The sequence below is a fragment of the Paraburkholderia sp. J7 genome, from assembly GCF_905220155.1.
Taxonomy (GTDB): domain Bacteria; phylum Pseudomonadota; class Gammaproteobacteria; order Burkholderiales; family Burkholderiaceae; genus Paraburkholderia.
The window spans coordinates 298,159-319,001 of record NZ_CAJMYZ010000003.1 but is presented as its reverse complement, the minus strand read 5'-3'; the positions used below and the strand labels follow the sequence as shown (position 1 = coordinate 319,001).

The window sequence follows — 20,843 nt, the reverse complement described above, 5'->3', positions numbered from 1 at the left end:
AGGAGTACGAAATGAGCAACGAACTTAGGCAAGGCGACTGGGTTCCCGTCTGCACGCTCGACGATATCGTGCCGAACACCGGCGTGTGTGCGCTCGTGAAGGGCGAGCAGGTCGCTGTGTTCCATGTCGACGACGGCGGCGCGCGCGTGTACGCCATCGGCAACTACGACCCAAACTCGCATGCCGCGGTGCTTTCGCGCGGACTCGTCGGCAGTTTTGGTGAGCGTGTCGTAGTCGCTTCGCCGATCTACAAGCATCACTTCGATCTGGCCACTGGCGAATGTATCGAAGCGCCCCAGCATTCGGTCAACGCGTTTGCCGCACGCGTGGAAAACGGTCAGGTCTGGGTTGCCGCCTGACATGACGAAGGCGCGGCGCGCACGTAGCGCCGCGCACCCTGAATCTGTTTCAAGCTGATATCGATCGACCGCATGAGCAGCGAGAGCGTAAAAAGCGTTTGCCCGTACTGCGGCGTAGGCTGCGGGATGATCCTGCACGTCGAGGACGGTCAGGTCGCGAAGATCTCCGGCGACGCCGAGCATCCGACCAACTTCGGCCGCCTCTGCACGAAGGGTTCCTCGGCGCACGTGGCGCTGCGCAAGTCGGGGCGTCTCGAGCGTGCATTCGTGCGCCATGCGCGCGACGAGGACCCGGTGCCGCTGCCGCTCGCGCAGGCGATCGCCGATACCGCGCGCCGCCTGCGCGCGACGCTCGACGCGCACGGTCCCGACGCACTGTCGTTCTACGTATCGGGGCAAATGTCGATCGAGGCGCAGTATCTCGTGAACAAGCTCGCCAAGGGCTTTGTGCGCACCAACAATATCGAATCGAACTCACGTCTGTGCATGGCGAGCGCAGGCAGCGGCTACAAGCTTTCGCTGGGCGCGGACGGCCCCCCGGGCTCGTATCAGGACTTCGATAAGGCAGACCTGTTCTTCGTGATCGGCGCGAATATGGCGGACTGCCATCCCATCCTGTTCCTGCGCATGATGGACCGCGTGAAAGCCGGGGCGAAGCTCATAGTGGTGGACCCGCGCCGCACGGCGACCGCAGACAAGGCTTCGCTCTTTCTGCAGATCGCGCCGGGCACCGACCTCGCGCTGCTCAATGGCTTGCTGCACCTGTTGCACAAGAACGGTCACACCGACGCAGACTTCATTGCACAGTACACCGAAGGATGGGACGCGCTGCCCGCGTTCCTCGACGACTACACGCCGCAGAAGGTCGCTGAAATCACGGGCCTGGCCGTTGACGACATTCTCCGCGCGGCGCAGATGATAGGCGAAGCGCCCGAGTGGATGAGCTGCTGGACCATGGGCCTGAACCAGAGCACGCATGGCACGTGGAGCACGAACGCGATCTGCAACCTGCATCTGGCGACGGGCAAGATTTGCCGCCCCGGCAGCGGCCCGTTCTCGCTCACGGGGCAGCCGAACGCCATGGGCGGGCGTGAAATGGGCTATATGGGGCCGGGCCTGCCCGGGCAGCGCACGGTGCTCGCGCAAGACGACCGCGCATTCGTGGAAGCGGCGTGGGGTGTGGCGCCCGGCACGCTGCCCGTGAAAGTGGGCGGCGGCACCATCGACATGTTCTCGCGCATGGCGGCAGGCGAGATCAAGGCGTGCTGGATCATCTGCACGAATCCCGTTGCGAGCGTCGCAAACCGGCAGACGGTGGTGGCTGGCCTGAAAGCCGCCGAACTGGTGATCGCCCAGGACGCTTTTCTGGACACCGAAACGAATCAGTACGCCGACGTGCTGCTGCCCGGCGCGCTTTGGGCCGAGGCCGAGGGCGTGATGATCAACTCCGAGCGCAACATGACGCTCATGCAGCAAGCCGTCGAAGCGCCGGGCGAAGCGCTGCCCGACTGGCAGATCATCGCGCGCGTGGCCTGTGAGATGGGTTTTGCGCACGCGTTCAGCTACGAGAGCGCCGCCGAGATATTCGACGAAATCGCGCGGTTCTCGAACCCGAAGACGGGCTACGACCTGCGCGGCGCGAGTCACGCGAAGCTGCGCGAAACGCCGCTGCAATGGCCCATCGCACCGGATGCCATGAGCGATCGCAATCCGCTGCGCTATGTGAACGACGGCGTGAGCCAGACGCTGAAGGAAGACGCAGACGGCACGCGCCCTCGCATCGCTTTCGCGACGCCCCACGGCAAGGGTGTGTTCTTCGCGCGCCCGCATGTCGCGCCCGCCGAACTGCCGGATGGCACGTATCCGGTCGTGTTCAACACGGGCCGGTTACAGCATCAGTGGCACACCATGACGAAGACCGGCAAGGTGCCGATGCTCAACAAGCTCAACCCGGGCCCCTTCGTCGAGATTCACCCGGAAGACGCCGCTGCGCTCGGCATTGCCGCGAAGGATCGCGTGGAAGTGCGTTCGCGTCGTGGGCGGGTGGTGTTACCCGCCGTCGTGACGGAGCGCGTGCGTCCCGGCAACTGTTTCGCGCCGATGCACTGGAACGACGTGTATGGCGAGGAACTCTGCGTGAACGCGCTCACGAGCGATGCGGTCGACCCCATTTCCCAGCAGCCCGAATTGAAATTCTGCGCGGTGGCGCTCTCGCGCGTCGGTCCGCAATCTGCGCCGCGCGAGAGCGAGCGCACGCCGGATGCCGCCGATGCCTTTGCCGACGCGGCCACGCTCGACGCGAGCCCGCCGCAAGCCGTCAACCCGTTTCAGGAACTCGACATGTCCCGTATCGATGCCTTTTCTCAGCTACTCGGTCTCGACGACATCGCCGCGCCACAACTGAGCGACGCAGAGCGCCAGTACCTCTCGGGCTTTGTCGGCGGCCTGCGCTCGTTGAGGGCAGCCGAGCCCGTTGGCGTGCCCGTGCTGCCCGCGCACGCCCCCTTCCCGGCAGGCACGCGCGTATGGCTGGACGGGCTGCTGGCGGGCTTGTTCAGCCGCGGCGAGCCTGGCGCGCGTACGGCTTCGCTCGCCGTGCCGGCCGCTCCGGAAGAAAAGCCGCATGGTGTGCGCATTGCGCACACGCGCCCGAAGGTCGTGCTGCTGTGGGCCTCGCAAACAGGCAATGTCGAATCGCTCGTCGAGCAGTACGCCACGCAGCTCATGGAATCGGGCTTCGAGATCCGTACGGCCTGCATGGCCGATTACTCGCTCGCCAGCCTCGAAAAGGCACAGTACGCACTCCTGATGACGAGCACGTTCGGCGACGGCGATGCGCCGGACAATGGCGAGGCGTTCTGGAGCGCGCTCGCGGCAGAGAATGCGCCGCGTCTTGCATCGCTGCGCTTCTCGGTGCTCGCCTTGGGCGACCGCAATTACGACGCGTTTTGCGGTCACGGCCGCAAGCTCGACGCGCGCCTCGAAGCGCTGGGCGCCACGCGCCTCATGGAGCGGGTGGATTGCGACAGCGAGTACCAGAGCGCCGCAGACGCATGGCTCGATCGGATCGTCGTGCGTATCAAGCAGGAAGATGCGGCGCTGCACGCCGTGCCCGCCGACGGTTCGATTCCCGAGGTGCTGCCAGGATGCGCGGCGACCAAAGCGCGCCCGGCCGCCTCGAAGCTCCTGAGCAACGTGCGCCTGAACATGAAGGGCGCGACGAAGGACACGCGCTACTTCTCGCTTGCAACGGGCGAGGCGGGCCTCGACTATGAAGCGGGCGATGCGCTCGGCGTGTGGCCGACCAATTGCCCCGCGCTCGTGGACGAATTGCTGGGCCTCACGCGCCTCGCCGCCGACACCGCGGTCGCCGTGAGCGGCCAGGGCGAGATGCGCCTTGGCGAGGCGCTGAGCAAGCACTACGAGATCGCGCGCCCGAGCCCCGATGCGCTTGCGTTCATCGCGTCGCGCACGCGCTCGCGCGGCCTTGCCGAGATGCTGGACGAGGCGCGCAAGGGCGATCTGCGCAACTGGCTCTGGGGCCAGCAGCTCGCCGACGTGCTGCACGAATACCCCGTCGACATGACCGCGCCCGAACTGCTCGGCATGCTCAAACGCCTGCAGCCGCGGCTCTATTCGATTTCGTCGAGCCCGAAGGCGCATGCGGGCGAGGTGCATCTGACCGTATCGGCCGTGCGCTATAACAACGGCCGCCGCGAGCGCAAGGGCGTGGCGTCGACCTTCCTCGCCGACCGCGCGCACGAGGGCAGCGTGCCCGTGTTCGTGCAGAAAAGCACGCATTTCCGGCCGCCGCGCAATGGCGACGCGCCGATGATCATGGTCGGCCCCGGCACCGGCGTCGCCCCGTTCCGCGCCTTCCTGCACGAGCGGCAGGCGCGTGGCGATACGGGCCGCAACTGGCTCTTCTTCGGCGAGCAGCACGCCGCCACCGACTTCTACTATCGCGACGAACTGGAGCAAATGCGCAAGGACGGCCACCTCGACCGCCTCGATCTCGCGTTCTCGCGCGACCAGACCGAGAAGGTGTACGTGCAGGATCGTATGCGCGAGCAGGGCGCGCAGCTATGGGCGTGGCTGCAGGAAGGGGCACACCTCTACGTGTGCGGCGATGCGAGCCGCATGGCTAAGGATGTGGATGCGGCGCTCCGGGACGTGGTGGCGGCCCATGGCGGCATGAGCGCCGAGGCCGCGCACGACTATGTCAGTGCGCTCGGGCGGGACAAACGCTACGTACGCGACGTCTATTGACGGGGCAACCCGCGACTACCGTCGTGCCCGGCGAACGGCGGCCGCCCGCGCGCCACGTTTTCAGCGCGCGAAAGCGCCGCGTGCGCGCCTGGCTCGCGCGCACGAAACTTTTATCTTCATTGCCAAGCCCGGCATAAAGGCCGCCCTCGGCGCCTTTGGCCACAACGGGTTCGGGCAGCAGGACGGCGATGAGAAACGTCAGGCACGAGCCTGCGAACACCGCCGCCACGCTCATCGAGATCGACTCGAACATCCGTTTGCTCCCCGGTAGAATGGTGTCCGGCAAGCGATGCAGCGCGCAGGGCGCACCGGATCGCCGCCATCGCAAACTATTTTGCGCAGGGCGCGCGCTCACGTCCAAGACGATATTTGGATCGTCGCGATAAGCGCACCTTATGAAAAGAATCCGGAGACATTCGGGAGGCAAGCCATCTTGATGCTTCGCTCGATACGCTACGTGCTCACCGTGGCGGAGTTGAAGAATTTCACGCGCGCAGCCGAAGTGCTGCACGTTTCGCAGCCGGCGCTCTCACAGCAGATCCGCCAACTGGAAAACGAGCTTGGCGGGGCGCTGTTCGACCGCAGCGGCCGGGCCATCAGCCTCACCGAATTCGGGCGCGTGTACATCGACCACGCGCGCCAGGCGCTCGCGCATCTCGATGCGGGCAAGCGTGCGCTGCACGACGTGCGCGACCTCACGCGCGGCCTGCTGCGGCTCGCCTATACCCCCACTTTCGCGGAATATCTGATCGGCCCCGCGCTGCGCAGTTTTCGTGAAGCGCATCCGGCTATCGCGCTCGACGTGAGCGAGCGGCCACTGGAGGACATCGAAGGGGGGCTCGAGCGTGACGAAATCGATCTCGGCATTGGCTTCACGGACGTGCGCTCCGATGAAATCGAAGTGCGTCCGCTCTTTGCCGAGCACATGGCGCTGCTTGTGGCCACGCGCCATCCGCTCGCGCGCCGCCGCGCCGAAGTGACGGCTGACCAGCTTGCGGCGATGCCGCTTGCACTGCTGAGCCCGGACTTCGTGGTGCGGCGTTTCGCCGATGCGTATTTCCGAGCGCACCAGTTGATTCCGCGCGTCATGCTGCAGGCCAACTCGGTGGGCACGGTGCTCAAGCTCGTGAAGGACGGCACGCTCGCCACCCTGCTGCCATCGGCGGTGCTGCGCGAGCATCGCGGGCTCGTCACGCTGCCCGTCATGCCGGCGTTGCCGCAGCGCACGGTTGCGCTGCTCAAGCGGCGGCACGCATCGAGCACGCTCGCCGCCAACGCGTTTTCGGACGTGCTGTTCGGGTTGATTGCGCAGGAGGGGCTGGGCGAAGCCTGAGGCATGCGTCGCATGCCCCTTTCGGTTCGTTGATCCGCTCAGGAGTGCCCGGACGAAAGCAGGTTGTGGAAGAAGTCCACCGCGTGCTGGCGAGTGCTCATCGCGCCGAGCGTGGCCGCCGGGTCGAGCCCGGTGCGCCGTGCCGTGCCGCTTACGAGGCTCTTTTGCAGGTCGTTCAGCGGGCGGGCGAGGTTGGTCGCAATAAAGCCGGAGGCAGGCGGCGCGGCGATGGCTGGCAAGTCCGTGCGCGGCGTGTCCAGTGTGAGCAACGGAGCCAGCGTGGGCGCGGCCGCCACGCGCTTGCTCGCAAGCATGTCGGCGGGGGCGATGTCGAGCCAGTCGCGCAGCGTGGCGAGAATCGACGTGTGGTCGTAAGGCGTGGCGCTGGGCGAGCGAAATACGGTGCCCGGTGCGATATAGGGCGAAACCACGACCGCTGGCACGCGCACGCCAAAGCTGTCGAAGGCGAAGTTCTGGTCTCCGGGGTTGCTTGCGGTATCGGGCGCCACGGCGTTGGCGGGCGGAAGGACGTGATCGTAAGTGCCGCCGTGCTCGTCGTAAGTGATCACGAGCAGCGTTTCGGGCCATGCGGGCGAGGTGCTCAACGCATGCCAGATGTCGTAGAGAAAGCTTTCGCCCGCATAGACGTCGTGTGGCGGGTGCTGGTCGTTGGGATCGAGCAGAAAGCGCGGCTCGATGAACGAATACTGCGGCAGCGTGTTGTTCTCGCAGTCCGAGACGAAGTTGCCGAAGCGCTGAAAATTCGCTTTATATTTTGGATCCCATAATGTTGGGAACATGGTGAGCGTGAGCGACGGCGCGACGAGCGCGGCGCTGTACACGGCCCAGCTCATGTCCACGTCACTCAACACGTTGAAGATGGTGCGCACCTGCCAGTCGAACGGATCGGGCGGCGAGCCGTTGTCGACATGCCCGTTCGACGTGCCCGCCTGGGCAAACGCGCGGTTCGGCCAGGTCTGGCTCGGCACGCTCGCGAACCAGGCATCCGAAACGGCGTATTCGCGCGCGAGCGTTGCGAGCACCTTCAACTGGTCGGGGCTGTGGCACTGCATGACCTGGCTTGCATCTGTCGTCGCGGTCGTTTCGTAGTCCTGGACGAAGCCGGACATGGGCTCGGCCCCAGCGGCGTTGCCGAACAACTGGATGTGCACGTTTGCGAACGTTTCCTGCGGATCGGGGTCGGGCAGCGTGGCCGTGGAGGCCGGTGTGGTCGCGGCGATAGTGCCGCCTGCCCGGGTCGGGTTACTCAGGCCCGCCTTGAGGCCGTCGAACGGCCGGTCCGCGCTGGCGGCGGGGAGGAAATGCGTGGGGCTGCTGCCGTTCGTGTACAAGCCGCCAAGCATCGTGTCAAACGAACGGTTTTCGAACATCACGACAACGACGTGCTTGATGTTCTGCATGGGCATGGGTCTCTCCGTCGCGGGGACTGACGCAGAGTATTGGTGCAGCCGCACGCTTTGTGCAAGGTGCGGGAACCCTGAGTGCGTCGGGGGAAATTGATTGAATCGGGCAGAGTTGGCTAAGTCAGGCGTTTTGAAAGCGAAGGGCGGGCGAAACGTGGGGCACCTGAGCCATTAACTTGGCGCTAGACGATTTGCCGTTACTTTTGTTGATCGTAAAGCCCCGCCGATGCGGGGGTAGCAAGCGGAAGGGCTAGTTTTTTGCACAACCTGGAATTAGCGTGACTTCTGCTCTTGTGCCAGTGGGCTCATATTTGTCTCTCGGCAGAGTGGGCTTATAAATGTGGGCTATGACGCCCGTCGTCGCAGATCGGACGCCTAACACGTCTAGTACGTGCTTGACGTTGTTGGCCCGGTCTTCCGCCATGCGTTGTGGATTCCGCTCGCGCGCGTCAGCAAGTCCAATTATAGAAACACCCTCGAGAGTGGAGAACGTCCCGCGTGAGTCCAAGATCCAATTTGCAAGCGAAAGAATTTCTGCATTGGTGATTATGCTTGAATTGAAATTGAAATTAATATCTCTGGTTGAACCGGGTTGGCTCGATGAATCCGAGCAAGCAAACGCCTTTGACAGGCTAAGGAAGAAGAGGCTCAGAAAAATGAATCGCTTCAATTCAGTCTCCTTCAACAATATATCCGGCTACGCTGTCCGCGTTATTGAGTGCGAGATCGGAATGTTCTTGCGCCCAATCTCGTAGCGTATACGCTATCGTGTACTTGTGATCCTTCGTAGCCATAGTGTCGATGAAATGTGTAACTTCATGAATGACTGTCGAAACACGTGAGTCTGCATCAGCCGACCAGTGACGCATTGAACAAAAGTTGGGGCTAATGCTGATCGTATGCGTTGCGGTATCTGGCGCACAAACATGAGCCGCTTCCTGACGGTTGCTCACCGGATTGGGGGTGCAACCTAGCGCTCTATCCCGATCTGGACTTGAACGAATAAAATTCGCGGGGCTCAGGCCACGAAGTACGGTGGCAATTCGTGGCAAGCCGTTTATGAGAATCGCGCGAGCCGATTCGTCAGCTCGACCGAACCACCGCTGGACGCGCGCGCGTTCACTCGGCGACCACATTCTTAACGCCGCGATGCGATTGTCAACCAACGGAATTGCGCGTTGAAGAATGCTTATGATGATTTCCCTAAAATCCCTGTTGGTCAGGTTTTCACAGATTGTCTTATTGTTTATGGTTACCTCAACCATCGACCCCGGAATAGTGTTGGTGACTGCGGTGGAATGTATTTCGAACCATTCTTCACCGTCGCTAATATCAAAATCGTATTTGTTTTTGCCGGTGAAGTCACGCATTCTCGCCGCCTTCGGTTGTGTAGAGTTTGAGTTTTTCCTTACCATCTGTCTCAATACGTTTCGTTTGCCCCACACCGTTTGTTGTTCCATTTATAACGCGCCCGCTGGCGGTAACGATTCGATATGGCATACCCGCAAGCGGACGCCCGTCACTGCCTTTTAGCGTGTATTGCTCGTCGTATATGCCGCGATGTGGTGCTGAACCGGCCGTGCCCACAGATGCGTACCGAGTGCCCGCCAGTTCGCATGCCTCGAACACGTGCCAGGCGCTATTCTGCGAGGCGATAAGTACAGGCGGCGGATCGCACCTGCAGAGGCAAAGATCGCCTTCCAGGGCCTGCTGCTTACCCCTCATCGTCGCCTTTCGGTGTGGGCCATTCCAGCCGATCACGCCTTCCGAATTGCACGCGGGGCACCAGATCTTCGCGCCGATAAACGTCAGCGGTGTTCCGTGATGCGTGCAGCCATCAACGCCTTCGAGTACGACACCGCCCGCCGTTGTTTTGTCTCCCAGTTTCAGAATGGCTCGCCTCATTTCGGAGCTCTCGTGGTGCGTTGCTGCTTTGCCGACATCTCCATACCTCCGGGAAGTAGATAAAAGCGACCGGCCCGGTGACGCGACCGGCGCAATTGGATGGACAAGCGACTGCCCATTTGGACGATGCTCGAGGCGTGCTGCGTGTCGCGAAATCAGACTGGTCTGAAATGGGGAAAGACGGGGGCGGCGGCGATTCGCCACGCATCGCGGTGTCCGCGCAATTGGGCATTGGACAAAATCTGTCCTGTATTGCGATTTATCCGGGTGCTTGAAATTTGTTCCGAATAAATGAAGGGCCGCGCCGGACGGCGAGGCGAAAGGGCGGAAATGCTTACACGCGGCGCGTTACTGCTTAGGTCGCGCCTGCTGTGCAGGGGCCTCGATGATGACGGCAAGGTTTGGGGCGCGATCATTGCAAAGTTGCTCGCGCGCATAAGTGCACCGCGAATGGGCCTCGCAGAGCGCCGTGGCGTAAAGTCCCCCAAACGCCCGCGTCTCGCGTCGGCGTCGTCGAGGTTTGATCGATACCTGCCGCCCCTACCGCATCCTCGCGCGCCAGATTTCATGTCCGGCGCAGATCGCCGTGAAAACGCCGAGCAGGATCGCGCCGACCGCAACCGACTGATCCGCTGCGCCGCCTGCCGGGGCGCGCAGCCAGAGGTGCACGCCCGCACCCGTTGCAACGAGCCCGAGTGCGAGGCCTGTGACGGCCCAGGTGGCGCGTCGCCGCGCGTGTTGCCAATGTTTCATATTGCCCCCGAGGTGCTTGAGTTTGCGCGTCTGCACGACGCTGTATGGCCACCATACGCCGCCAGAATTCATTCGACATCTGCCGCCAAAAATGTGGGGGCGTCCAGGCATGCAAAGCGCGAATGATGGAGCGAGAAAAACCGCCAAAACCGCTGCGGACAGCGCGGCGCCGAGGCCTGTGGGATAATTACGGGTTCTGCCCAGAGCACAGCTCAAGAGGTTGTTCGCAAGGGCGTGCGTGGGGCCTTTATTCCCGTGGCCCGCTTCCTTTCTGCGATTTTTCTCCTACAGCCACAATGCCCGCATACCGTTCCAAAACTTCCACCGCCGGCCGCAACATGGCAGGTGCGCGCTCCCTCTGGCGCGCCACCGGCATGAAAGACGAAGACTTCTCCAAGCCGATCATCGCGGTCGTCAACTCGTTCACCCAGTTCGTTCCCGGCCATGTGCACCTGAAAGACCTCGGCCAGCTCGTTGCGCGCGAAATCGAAGCCGCGGGCGGCGTAGCCAAGGAATTCAACACGATCGCCGTCGATGACGGCATCGCCATGGGCCACGACGGCATGCTGTATTCGCTGCCGAGCCGCGACATCATCGCGGACTCGGTGGAATACATGGTCAACGCGCACTGCGCCGACGCCATGGTCTGCATCTCGAACTGCGACAAGATCACCCCAGGCATGCTCATGGCCGCCATGCGCCTGAACATCCCCGTGATCTTCGTCTCGGGCGGCCCGATGGAAGCGGGCAAGACGCGCCTCGCGAACCCCGTCACCAAAGCGATCGAAGTCAAGAAGCTCGACCTGATCGACGCCATGGTGATCGCGGCGGATAGCAAGTACTCCGACGCCGAAGTGGCCGAAGTCGAGCGCTCCGCCTGCCCGACCTGCGGTTCGTGCTCGGGCATGTTCACGGCCAACTCCATGAACTGCCTGACCGAGGCGCTGGGTCTTTCGCTGCCGGGCAACGGCACCGTGGTCGCCACGCACGCGGACCGCGAACAGCTCTTCAAGCGCGCCGGCCGCCGCATCGTCGAACTCGCGCGCCAGTACTACGAGCAGGAAGACGAGCGCGTGCTGCCGCGCTCGGTGGGTTTCAAGGCGTTCGAAAATGCCATGACGCTCGACATCGCCATGGGCGGCTCGACCAACACGATCCTCCACTTGCTGGCCATTGCGCAGGAAGCGGGCATCGACTTCGGCATGACCGACATCGACCGCCTTTCGCGCGTCGTGCCGCAGCTGTGCAAGGTCGCGCCGAACACGAACAAGTACCACATCGAAGACGTGCACCGCGCGGGCGGCATCATGGCGATCCTCGGCGAGCTGGAGCGCGCGGGCAAGCTGCATACCGATGTGCCGACCGTGCACACGCCGACGCTCGGCGACGCGCTCGAGCAATGGGATATCAAGCGCACGCAGGACGAAGCGGTCAAGACGTTCTACATGGCAGGTCCCGCTGGCGTGCCGAGCCAGGTCGCGTTCAGCCAGAACACCCGCTGGCCGAGCCTCGACTCGGACCGCGCTGAAGGCTGCATTCGCTCGTATGAGCACGCGTTCTCGAAGGAAGGGGGCCTCGCCGTGCTGACGGGCAACATCGCGCTCGACGGCTGCGTCGTGAAGACGGCAGGCGTGGACGACAGCATTCTCGTGTTCGAAGGCACGGCTCACGTGACCGAGTCGCAGGACGAGGCGGTGGAAAACATCCTCGCTGACAAGGTCAAGGCCGGCGACGTCGTGATCGTGCGCTATGAAGGCCCGAAGGGCGGCCCCGGCATGCAGGAAATGCTCTACCCGACGAGCTACATCAAGTCGAAGGGCCTCGGCAAGGCGTGCGCGCTCCTGACCGACGGCCGCTTCTCGGGCGGCACCTCGGGCCTCTCGATTGGCCACTGCTCGCCGGAAGCGGCAGCGGGCGGCGCGATCGGCCTCGTGCGCGACGGCGACAAGATCCGCATCGATATTCCGAATCGCACGATCAACGTGCTGGTTTCGGACGAGGAACTCGCGCGCCGCCGCGAAGAGCAGAACGCCCGAGGCTGGAAGCCGGCGAAGGCGCGTCCGCGCAAGGTGTCGGCGGCTTTGAAGGCGTATGCGAAGCTCGTGATGTCGGCGGACAAGGGCGCCGTGCGCGACCTCTCGCTGCTGGACGACTAAGCCTGAACGCAGGGGCGGGCCGCAAGGCTCGCCTCAAGCAGAAAGGGCAAAAAAAATCGAGCCTCCCGATCACATCGGGAGGCTCGATTCATTTGGTGGTACGTCCCCCGCGAGAAGCGCAGGGGCGGGTTCCATCAATTACTTCGCAACGGCTGCGAGCGCGGCGTTGAACGTCGTGCTCGGGCGCATGACTTCAGCGAGCTTCACGAAGTCCGGCTTGTAGTAGCCGCCGATGTCGACCGGCTTGCCCTGAACCGCAGCCAGCTCGGCAACGATCGTCTGCTCGTTGTCGGCCAGTGCCTTCGCGAGCGGTGCGAATTGCGCTGCGAGTTCCGCGTCGTCCTTCTGCGCGGCCAGTTCCTGTGCCCAGTACATCGAGAGGTAGAACTGGCTGCCGCGGTTGTCCAGCTCGCCGGTCTTCGGCGACGGGCCCTTGTTGTTGTCGAGCAGCTTGCCGGTGGCGGCGTCGAGCGTCTTCGCGAGCAGCTTGGCGCGCGCGTTGTTCGTCTTGATGCCGAGGTCTTCGAGCGACACAGCCAGCGCGAGGAATTCGCCGAGCGAGTCCCAGCGCAGGTGGTCTTCCTGAACCAGCTGCTGCACGTGCTTCGGAGCCGAGCCGCCTGCACCCGTTTCGTACATGCCGCCACCCGCCATCAGCGGAACGATCGAGAGCATCTTCGCCGAGGTGCCCAGTTCCATGATCGGGAACAGGTCGGTCAGGTAGTCGCGCAGGATGTTGCCGGTGACCGAGATCGTGTCCAGACCGCGGATCACGCGCTCGAGCGTGTAACGCATTGCGCGGACTTGCGACATGATCTGGATGTCGAGGCCGTTCGTGTCGTAATCCTTCAGGTACGTTTCGACCTTCTTGATCACTTCGTTTTCGTGCGGACGGTACGGGTCGAGCCAGAACACGGCCGGCGTGTTCGAGTTCTTCGCGCGCGTGACGGCGAGCTTGACCCAGTCGCGGATCGGCGCGTCCTTCACGAGACACATACGCCAGATGTCGCCTTGCTCGACGGGCTGCGTGAGGGCTTCGAGGACTTCGCCCGTGGCGTTGTCGACGATGCGCGCCGTGCCGTCTTGCGGGATCTCGAACGTCTTGTCGTGCGAACCGTACTCTTCAGCCTTCTGCGCCATCAGGCCGACGTTCGGCACCGTGCCCATCGTGCGCGGGTCGAATGCGCCGTTGGTCTTGCAGAAGTTGATGATTTCCTGGTAGATGCGCGCGAACGTGCTTTCCGGAATCAGGCACTTCGTGTCGGCCGGACGGCCGTCGGCGCCCCACATCTTGCCGCCTGCGCGGATCATGGCCGGCATCGAAGCGTCGACGATCACGTCGTTCGGTGCGTGCAGGTTCGAGATGCCCTTGGCCGAGTCGACCATGGCGAGCGCCGGACGGTGCTCGTGGCAGGCGTGCATGTCGCGAATGACTTCTTCGCGCTGCGATTCCGGCAGCGTTTCGATCTTCGTGTAGAGATCGACGAGGCCGTTGTTGACGTTCACGCCGAGCTGTTCGAACAGCTTGGCGTGCTTCGCGAACGCGTCCTTGTAGAACGTGCGCACGGCGTGGCCGAACACGATGGGGTGCGAAACCTTCATCATGGTCGCCTTCACGTGCAGCGAGAGCATGACGCCGGTCTTGCGCGCGTCTTCCATCTGCTCTTCGTAGAAGGCCAGCAGGTGCTTCTTGCTCATGAACATGCTGTCGACGATCTCGCCGGCTTGCAGCTTGACCTTCGGCTTGAGCACGATGGTCTCGCCGCCCTTCGTCACGAGCTCCATGCGGACTTCACGGTCCTTGTCGTTCGTGATCGACTTTTCGCCGTGATAGAAGTCGCCGTGCTTCATGTGCGCGACGTGGGTGCGCGAAGCCATGCTCCACTCGCCCATGCTGTGCGGGTGCTTCTTCGCGTAGTTCTTGACTGCGAGCGGTGCGCGGCGGTCCGAGTTGCCTTCGCGCAGCACCGGGTTCACGGCCGAGCCGAGGCACTTCGAATAGCGCTTCTGGATGGACTTTTCTTCGTCGGTCTTCGGATCTTCAGGGAAATCGGGGACCTTGTAGCCCTTGCCCTGGAGTTCCTTGATCGCGGCGACGAGCTGCGGCACCGATGCGCTGATGTTCGGCAGCTTGATGATGTTCGTTTCCGGCAACTGCGTGAGACGGCCCAGTTCGGCCAGATTGTCCGGCACGCGCTGGTCTTCCGTGAGGAATTCCGGGAACTCGCCGAGGATACGGCCCGCAACGGAGATATCGCTGGTCTCGACGTTCACGCCGGCCGGCGCAGCGAAGGTGCGGATGATCGGCAGAAACGCGCTGGTGGCGAGCAGCGGCGCTTCATCGGTCAGGGTATAGATGATGGTGGGTTGCTGGGTACTCATCGGCTTCTTGGCGGGGTTCAAAAACGGGGTGATAACACCACCGGCTGCGCGCAGTCGGCGAAACACCTGGATTTTGCCTGAATTTGCAGCGGGCTGGGGGCCAACCATGCATGTATTTCATATCGTGGAATGTGCTTGCGCAATGTTAATTGACCAGAAAGTCGGCGCGTTTGCCTTGATTGGCCGGCCGCGCGCTGAAAACGTTTCCGCGCCGGAGCCCCGTTGCATAAGGCTTTGCAGCGTGATTCCGGGGATTCGCTCACCGCCCTGAGATTTTGTGGATCGTACCCTTGATAATGTGTCAAGTTGGTAAAGACCCTTGTGAAAAGAGAAGTGAATCGGGGAGTCTTATATAAGAATTTTGCTCCGTCAGCCTCGCTCAAGCGCGCAATAACGGTTGCCTTGCTAATCAATTCGTGGTCTCATTCGTTCCATGTTCGATCACTGCCTTTACTTCAATTCGTCGGCGCTCGCGCGGCTCGTCGAGCGCGAGTGGAGCGCCGCTTACGCGCCGTTCGGCCTCACGCCCGCGCAAGGCTTCGTGCTGCGCGTGGTGCTGGCCAAGCCTGGATGCCTGGCGAGCGATGTCGCGCAAACGCTCGGCATTGCGCGGCCCACGGCCACGCGCCTCGTGGACACCCTGTGCGAGAAGGACCTGCTCGAGCGCCGCCAGGGCGAGGCCGACGCCCGCGAATGGGGTCTCTTTCCCACGGCGAGCGGCGCGGCGCTCGACGGCCCGATCAACGGTGCGAGCGCCGAAGTCGCGCGCCGCCTGCGTGCGCAAGTGGGCTCGGACCTGTTCGAGTCGACGGTCACCGGCATGCGCAAAATTCGCAAGGGACTCGCGTGAGGCGTTCGCGCCTTTTTTAAAACCCTAATGATTGTCTTGCTAATCAATAAGGAGAAGAACGATGAGCGAAGCGGCGCTGAAAGGGACGGCGGAGGAGGTCTGGCGTTGGGCAATTGGCGTGGCGATCGCCGCGCTGGCGGTGGGAGCGGTCGTCGCGGTAATTCTTTACATGCCGCGTGCCGTGGAGGCGAACAACCGCGCGTGCATCGCGGCCTATGCCAACGATCTGCACGCGGATCTCGCGGCGTTCGCGCAAGATCCGGCGTGGCAGGCGCAATACGTCGAGGCGCTTACGGCGTGCGCGCGCTAAATGGGCACATCAAGCGGGCACGCCGCGTACCGCATTACTTGCGATTGAGGAACGCGAGCAGATCGGCGTTGACCTGATCGGCCAGCGTCGTGCACATGCCGTGCGGGGCGCCCGGGTAGATCTTGAGCGTCGCGTCCTTCACGATTTTCGCGGAGAGCTTGCCGGCGTCGTCGATCGGCACGATCTGGTCGTCGTCGCCGTGCAGGATCAGCGTGGGCACGTCGAACTTCTTGAGGTCTTCCGTGTAATCGACTTCGGAGAACTCGTGCACGCAGTCATGCAACGCGAGGATGCCGCCCCACATGCCCTGCTGCCAGAACGAGTCGATCACGCCCTGCGAGACTTTCGCGCCGCTGCGGTTGTAGCCGTAGAACGGCACGGCCAGGTCCTTGAAGAACTGCGAGCGGTCGTCGATCACGCCCTTGCGGATGCCGTCGAACACGTCTTTAGGCAGGCCGCCCGGATTCTTCTCGCTCTTGATCATGATGGGCGGCACCGCGCCGATCAGCACCGCGCCCGACACGCGCTTCGTGCCGTGGCGGCCGATATAGCGCGCGACTTCGCCGCCGCCCGTGGAATGGCCAACGAGCGTGGCGTCCTGCACGTCGAGCTTGTCGAGCAGGTCGGCGAGGTCGTCGGCCCAGGTGTCCATGTCGTTGCCCTTGGCGGGCTGATCGGAGCGGCCGTGGCCGCGGCGGTCGTGCGCGATCGTGCGAAAACCGTTTTGCACGAGAAAGAGCATTTGAGCGTCCCAGGCGTCGGCCGTAAGCGGCCAGCCGTGGGAGAAAACGACGGGCTTCCCGCTGCCCCAGTCCTTGTAATAGATCGACGTGCCATCGCGGGTGGTGAAGGTGCTCATTGGAAACTCTCCAGTTTCTAACTACGGCATCACGAAGCAGACAGACACCGGCGCGCATGCGCGCGCAGTCGCGTTTCGCGCGGCAGTACGTGACGGCGTCCAGGGATGGGCAATGCAGGTGGAACGTGCCCGAAGCTGAGCCTCAGGAAAGAGGCGCAAGGCACGCGAAAGAGTATAGAGAGAACGCCTGTTCGATGATGCGAGGGTGTGCGGCCCGGCGTGGCTAAGCCATTTCCGCGCCAACCGCATCGCGCAGATAGTCGCCGAGAAACTCGACGAAACTGCGCAGCTTCGCCGAAAGCTTGTTGCGCTCGAGATAGATCGCATGAATATCGGCGTTCGGCAGCGCCCATTCGGCAAGCAGCGGCACGAGTTCGCCACGCTCGATGTGCTCGCCGATTTCCCACTGCGAGCGCACGACAATGCCGCGTCCGTCGAGCGCCCAGCGCAGCACGGTGCTGCCGTCGTTGCTCGAGAGCGCGCCGTCGACCTTCACGGTTTCCGTGCGCTTGCCGCGCGAAAAGTGCCAGGTGCCGTATGCCGAGTCGTTTTCGCGCAGCACGATGCACGCGTGGCGTGTCAGATCGTGCGGTGCCGATGGATTGCCATGCCGTTTCAAATACGCCGGCGAAGCGCACACGATGCGCTGATTTTTCAGCAGCAAACGCGCGTTGATGCGCGCGTCGGGCACCTCGCCGAAGCGAATGCCGAGATCGAAGCCTTCTTCCTGCAGGCTGAGCGGGCGCTCGGTCAATTGCAGCTGGATTTTCATCGAGGGAAACCGCTCGACGTAAGCGGATACCGCGGGCGCGACGTGCGCGCGGCCAAAACCGAACGACGCGTTCACACGCAGCAGCCCGGCCGGTTCGCCGCGGCTGCGCGTGACGAGTTGCTCCAGCTCCGAGAGTTCGTCGAGGATGCGTGAGCCGTTCGCGAGATACAGCTCGCCTTCCGGCGTGAGCGAAAGACGCCGTGTCGTGCGGTTCACGAGCCGCACGCCCAGGCGCTGCTCCAGTTGAGCGAGACGCTTGCTCACAGCGGGCGGCGTGACGCCCAGTTCGCGGGCGGCCGCCGCCAGATTACGGTTGCGCGCCACGAGCGCAAAGAGATTCAGATCGGAAAACGCGTCCATCGAGCCGCTCCCGTTGCCGTGCGTGATTCGTTCCTGAAAGTTACGACCGGATTGCTTTTGCGGAAACCCAATCGCCCAAGGCATCAATTAGACTGCATGCAACCTCGGGAGACAAGCATGTTCGAAGGTTTCACCAACGTGTCGGCGGACATTGAAGGCGTCCGCATTCACGCAATCAAGGGCGGACGCGGCCCGGCGCTGCTGCTCCTGCACGGCCATCCGCAAACGCATGCCATCTGGCACAAGATTGCGCCCACGCTCGCGGAACACTTCACGGTCGTTGCCGCCGACCTGCGCGGCTACGGTGACAGCGGCAAACCGCAGGGCACGCCCGACCACGCCAACTATTCGAAGCGCCGCATGGCGCTCGATCAGGTTGGGCTCATGCGCGGCCTCGGCTTCGCTTCGTTTGCGGTGATGGGCCATGACCGGGGCGGCCGCGTCGCCGCGCGCATGGCGATCGATCATCCGGACGTGGTCACGCAGCTCGTTACGCTCGACGTCGCGCCAACTGTCGCGATGTACGAACAGACGTCGTTCGAGTTCGCGCGCGCTTACTGGCACTGGTTCTTTCTCGTGCGCCCGGCGCCGTTTCCGGAAACGCTGATCCGTGCCGACCCCGATCTGTATTTGAAGCAGACCATGGGCGCGCGTAGCGCGGGGCTCGCGCCTTTCGCGCCCGAGGCCTACGCGGAATATTGGCGCTGCCTTTCGGACCCCGCAACCGCACACGGAATCTGCGAGGACTATCGAGCGTCGATCACGATCGACCTCGAACACGACCGCGCGGATCTGGCGGCGGGCAAGCGCATCGAGTGCCCGTTCCTCGCGTTGTGGGGCGCGCAGGGCACGGTTGGCCAGTGCTTCGATCCGCTGGCGGAGTGGCGTAGCTGGAACGCGAACGTAAGCGGCGAAGCGCTGCCGTGCGGCCACTACATCGCGGAAGAAGCGCCCCAGTTGCTCCTCGAACGCGTGCTGCCGTTTCTGCAGCGCTGATTCGATCGTTCGTCATTTTTTAGTCGGGCTTCATCATGTCCTCACACACGCTTTACCGGAAACTGGTTGATTCGCACACCGTATCGATCATCGACGCCGAGCACGTTCTGCTCTACGCCGATCTGCACATCATGAACGAGTACACGAGCCCGCAAGCGTTCGCAGGCTTGCATGAGAAGGGCCTGCGCGTGCGCCGCCCGCGCCAGCAGATGGGCGTGGTCGATCACGTCATTCCCAGCAAGCCGGTGCCCGTGGCCGCGCGCACGATCGAGATCGTCGACGCCGCGAAGCAGGCTGCGAACTTCACGCGCAACTGCGTGGAGCAGGGCATTCATCTGTTCGATATCCACGACCCGATGCAGGGCATTGAGCATGTGGTCGCGCCCGAAATCGGTCTGATTCGTCCTGGCATGGTCGTGCTGTGCGGCGACAGCCACACGACGACTTACGGCGCACTGGGCGCGCTCGGGTTCGGCATCGGCACCTCGGAAGTCGAACACGTGTTGGCGACGCAGACGCTGGTGTACCGCGTCGCAAAGGACATGCGCATCGTCGTGGATGGCGCGCTGCCGCCGGGGACGACATCGAAGGATCTCGTGCTGCACATCATTGCGAAGATCGGCGCGCAGGGCGCACGCGGCTACGCCGTGGAATATGCGGGCGAAGCCATCGCCGGGCTCTCCGCCGAGGCGCGCATGACCCTGTGCAACATGACCGTGGAGGCGGGCGCGCGCGCCGCGCTGATCGCGCCCGACCGCACGACGCTCGACTACGTGGTCAGCAAGGTGCGCGACCTCGATGTAAAGACGCTCGACGCCGCATGCAACGCATGGTCGAAACTGCGCTCCGATGACGACGCGCATTTCGATATCGAGCATCGCTTCGACGCCGCGCGCGTTGCACCCTACGTGACATGGGGCACGAGCCCTGACCAGGCCGTGCCGGTGGACGGCCGCATTCCCGAAGCGGCCGAAGGCGCGGGTCTCGACGCCGCGACGCTGCACAAGGCGCTCGATTACATTGGCCTCGCCGCAGGCGCGCCGATCGAGGGCACGCCAATCGACCGCGTGTTCATCGGCTCCTGCACGAATGCGCGCATCGAGGACCTGCGCGCCGTCGCCCAGGTCGTGCGCGGCCGCAAGGTGGCCGCGACGGTGCGCGCGATGGTCGTGCCGGGTTCGGGCATGGTGCGCGATCAGGCCGAGCGCGAAGGCATTGCGCAGACGCTGATCGACGCGGGGTTCGAGTGGCGTCAGCCGGGCTGCTCGATGTGCCTCGCGATGAACGACGACGTGCTAGCGCCAGGCGAGCGCTGCGCCTCGACGACGAACCGCAATTTCGAAGGGCGCCAGGGGCGCGACAGCAAAACGCATTTGATGAGCCCCGCAATGGCCGCCGCCGCTGCGCTGGCGGGCCGCATCGTCGACATTCGCAAGGAGCTTGCACATGGCTAAGCCGTTCACGATCTCGGGCGTTGCCGCGCCACTGCCCGTCAACAACCTCGACACCGACCAGATCATGCCCAAGCAGTTTCTGCTCGGCATCGACAAATCGGGGCTCGCGCGCGGGCTGCTGTACGACTTGCGTTTCGATGCCGATGGCCGCGTGCGTGAGGATTTCGTGCTCAATCGTCCTGAGTATCGCGACGCGAAGGTGCTGATCGGGGGCTCGAACTTCGGCTGCGGATCGAGCCGCGAACATGCCGTGTGGGGCTTGCAGCAGGCGGGTTTCGAAGCCGTGATCGCGCCGAGCCATGGCGAGATTTTCTACTTCAATTCGACGAACAACCGCTTGCTGCTCGTTACGCTGCCGCCGGAACAAGTCGAGGCGCTGGTCGCGGAGATCGCGAGCGGCGACGACAAGCACGTATCGATCGATGTCGACAACGAAGTGGTGATCGCGCCTTCGGGGCAGCGCTATGCGTTCTCGCTGCCGGCACGGCAGAAGCAGATGCTCGTGGAAGGGCTCGACATGGTCGGTATGACGCTGCGCCAGCAGGAAGCGATCGACGCCTTCGAGGCGAAACATTGGGCGACGCAGCCGTGGTGCCGCATCGATTTGCCAGCGCAGCAGCAACGCGCTTAATCCCCTTGCTATAACCAGACCGTTCGTGCA

At 63.5% G+C, this 20,843-nt stretch carries 17 protein-coding genes; 9 read left to right on the top strand and 8 right to left on the bottom strand.

What is annotated here, in order from left to right:
* Positions 1 to 11: 11 nt before the first annotated feature.
* The gene (gene nirD / locus U5A58_RS06955) at positions 12 to 359 is read left to right on the top strand and encodes a nitrite reductase small subunit NirD (protein WP_321910337.1); all 348 of its coding nucleotides are present in this window, start codon (positions 12 to 14) and stop codon (positions 357 to 359) included.
* A 72-nt stretch (positions 360 to 431) separates the two neighbouring features.
* Positions 432 to 4,628: a sulfite reductase subunit alpha gene (locus tag U5A58_RS06950; RefSeq protein WP_321960852.1), complete on the top strand. Its 4,197-nt coding sequence runs from the start codon at positions 432 to 434 to the stop codon at positions 4,626 to 4,628.
* On the opposite strand, the gene U5A58_RS06945 is transcribed toward U5A58_RS06950, so the two are convergent.
* Entirely contained in the window at positions 4,582 to 4,881 is a 300-nt protein-coding gene (locus U5A58_RS06945) for a hypothetical protein (protein ID WP_321960851.1), read from the bottom strand. The genes U5A58_RS06950 and U5A58_RS06945 overlap by 47 nt on opposite strands.
* Before the next feature lie 183 nt (positions 4,882 to 5,064).
* Here U5A58_RS06945 and cynR point away from each other — a divergent pair, with 183 nt between their 5' ends.
* On the top strand, positions 5,065 to 5,961 hold the full coding sequence (gene cynR / locus U5A58_RS06940) for a transcriptional regulator CynR (RefSeq protein ID WP_321910331.1): 897 nt from the start codon (positions 5,065 to 5,067) through the stop codon (positions 5,959 to 5,961).
* A 38-nt stretch (positions 5,962 to 5,999) separates the two neighbouring features.
* Here cynR and U5A58_RS06935 read toward each other — a convergent pair whose 3' ends face one another.
* The 4 genes from U5A58_RS06935 to U5A58_RS06920 all read right to left on the bottom strand — a co-directional run bounded on the left by U5A58_RS06935 (position 6,000) and on the right by U5A58_RS06920 (position 10,043).
* Positions 6,000 to 7,388 (bottom strand): alkaline phosphatase family protein, encoded by a 1,389-nt coding sequence (locus tag U5A58_RS06935; protein ID WP_321960850.1) that lies wholly within the window; start codon positions 7,386 to 7,388, stop codon positions 6,000 to 6,002.
* A 668-nt stretch (positions 7,389 to 8,056) separates the two neighbouring features.
* Positions 8,057 to 8,755 carry a M35 family metallo-endopeptidase gene (locus tag U5A58_RS06930; protein ID WP_321960849.1) on the bottom strand — a complete coding sequence of 233 codons (699 nt, stop codon included), beginning with the start codon at positions 8,753 to 8,755 and terminating at the stop codon, positions 8,057 to 8,059.
* A complete protein-coding gene (locus U5A58_RS06925) occupies positions 8,748 to 9,290 on the bottom strand; it encodes a PAAR domain-containing protein (RefSeq protein ID WP_321960848.1) in 543 nt (180 codons plus the stop codon). The genes U5A58_RS06930 and U5A58_RS06925 overlap by 8 nt, the downstream gene beginning before the upstream one ends.
* 540 nt (positions 9,291 to 9,830) lie before the next feature.
* Positions 9,831 to 10,043 (bottom strand): hypothetical protein, encoded by a 213-nt coding sequence (locus tag U5A58_RS06920; RefSeq protein ID WP_321960847.1) that lies wholly within the window; start codon positions 10,041 to 10,043, stop codon positions 9,831 to 9,833.
* A gap of 296 nt (positions 10,044 to 10,339) precedes the next feature.
* Here U5A58_RS06920 and ilvD point away from each other — a divergent pair, with 296 nt between their 5' ends.
* Positions 10,340 to 12,199 carry a dihydroxy-acid dehydratase gene (gene ilvD / locus U5A58_RS06915; RefSeq protein ID WP_321960846.1) on the top strand — a complete coding sequence of 620 codons (1,860 nt, stop codon included), beginning with the start codon at positions 10,340 to 10,342 and terminating at the stop codon, positions 12,197 to 12,199.
* Between the two features lie 138 nt (positions 12,200 to 12,337).
* Here ilvD and U5A58_RS06910 read toward each other — a convergent pair whose 3' ends face one another.
* Complete coding sequence (locus U5A58_RS06910) at positions 12,338 to 14,581, bottom strand: NADP-dependent isocitrate dehydrogenase (protein ID WP_321910322.1); 2,244 nt, start codon at positions 14,579 to 14,581, stop codon at positions 12,338 to 12,340.
* A gap of 433 nt (positions 14,582 to 15,014) precedes the next feature.
* Here U5A58_RS06910 and U5A58_RS06905 point away from each other — a divergent pair, with 433 nt between their 5' ends.
* Entirely contained in the window at positions 15,015 to 15,431 is a 417-nt protein-coding gene (locus U5A58_RS06905) for a MarR family winged helix-turn-helix transcriptional regulator (RefSeq protein WP_321947625.1), read from the top strand.
* A 61-nt stretch (positions 15,432 to 15,492) separates the two neighbouring features.
* Positions 15,493 to 15,741, top strand: coding sequence for a hypothetical protein (locus U5A58_RS06900; RefSeq protein WP_321960845.1), 249 nt, complete (start codon positions 15,493 to 15,495; stop codon positions 15,739 to 15,741).
* A gap of 34 nt (positions 15,742 to 15,775) precedes the next feature.
* On the opposite strand, the gene U5A58_RS06895 is transcribed toward U5A58_RS06900, so the two are convergent.
* Both U5A58_RS06895 and U5A58_RS06890 read right to left on the bottom strand, forming a co-directional pair.
* Positions 15,776 to 16,600 (bottom strand): alpha/beta hydrolase, encoded by an 825-nt coding sequence (locus U5A58_RS06895; RefSeq protein WP_321960844.1) that lies wholly within the window; start codon positions 16,598 to 16,600, stop codon positions 15,776 to 15,778.
* Positions 16,601 to 16,823: 223 nt separating this feature from the next.
* Positions 16,824 to 17,732: a LysR family transcriptional regulator gene (locus U5A58_RS06890; protein ID WP_321960843.1), complete on the bottom strand. Its 909-nt coding sequence runs from the start codon at positions 17,730 to 17,732 to the stop codon at positions 16,824 to 16,826.
* Positions 17,733 to 17,849: 117 nt separating this feature from the next.
* Between U5A58_RS06890 and U5A58_RS06885 the strand changes: the two genes are divergently transcribed.
* Genes U5A58_RS06885 through leuD form a run of 3 tightly spaced genes read left to right on the top strand, consistent with a single transcriptional unit; the run spans position 17,850 to position 20,813 of the window.
* Positions 17,850 to 18,728: an alpha/beta hydrolase gene (locus U5A58_RS06885; protein ID WP_321960842.1), complete on the top strand. Its 879-nt coding sequence runs from the start codon at positions 17,850 to 17,852 to the stop codon at positions 18,726 to 18,728.
* Positions 18,729 to 18,763: 35 nt separating this feature from the next.
* Positions 18,764 to 20,182, top strand: coding sequence for a 3-isopropylmalate dehydratase large subunit (gene leuC / locus U5A58_RS06880; RefSeq protein WP_321960841.1), 1,419 nt, complete (start codon positions 18,764 to 18,766; stop codon positions 20,180 to 20,182).
* Positions 20,175 to 20,813, top strand: a complete 639-nt coding sequence (gene leuD, locus U5A58_RS06875; RefSeq protein ID WP_321960840.1) for a 3-isopropylmalate dehydratase small subunit — start codon at positions 20,175 to 20,177, stop codon at positions 20,811 to 20,813. Before leuC ends, leuD begins: the two co-directional genes overlap by 8 nt.
* Positions 20,814 to 20,843: the final 30 nt, after the last annotated feature.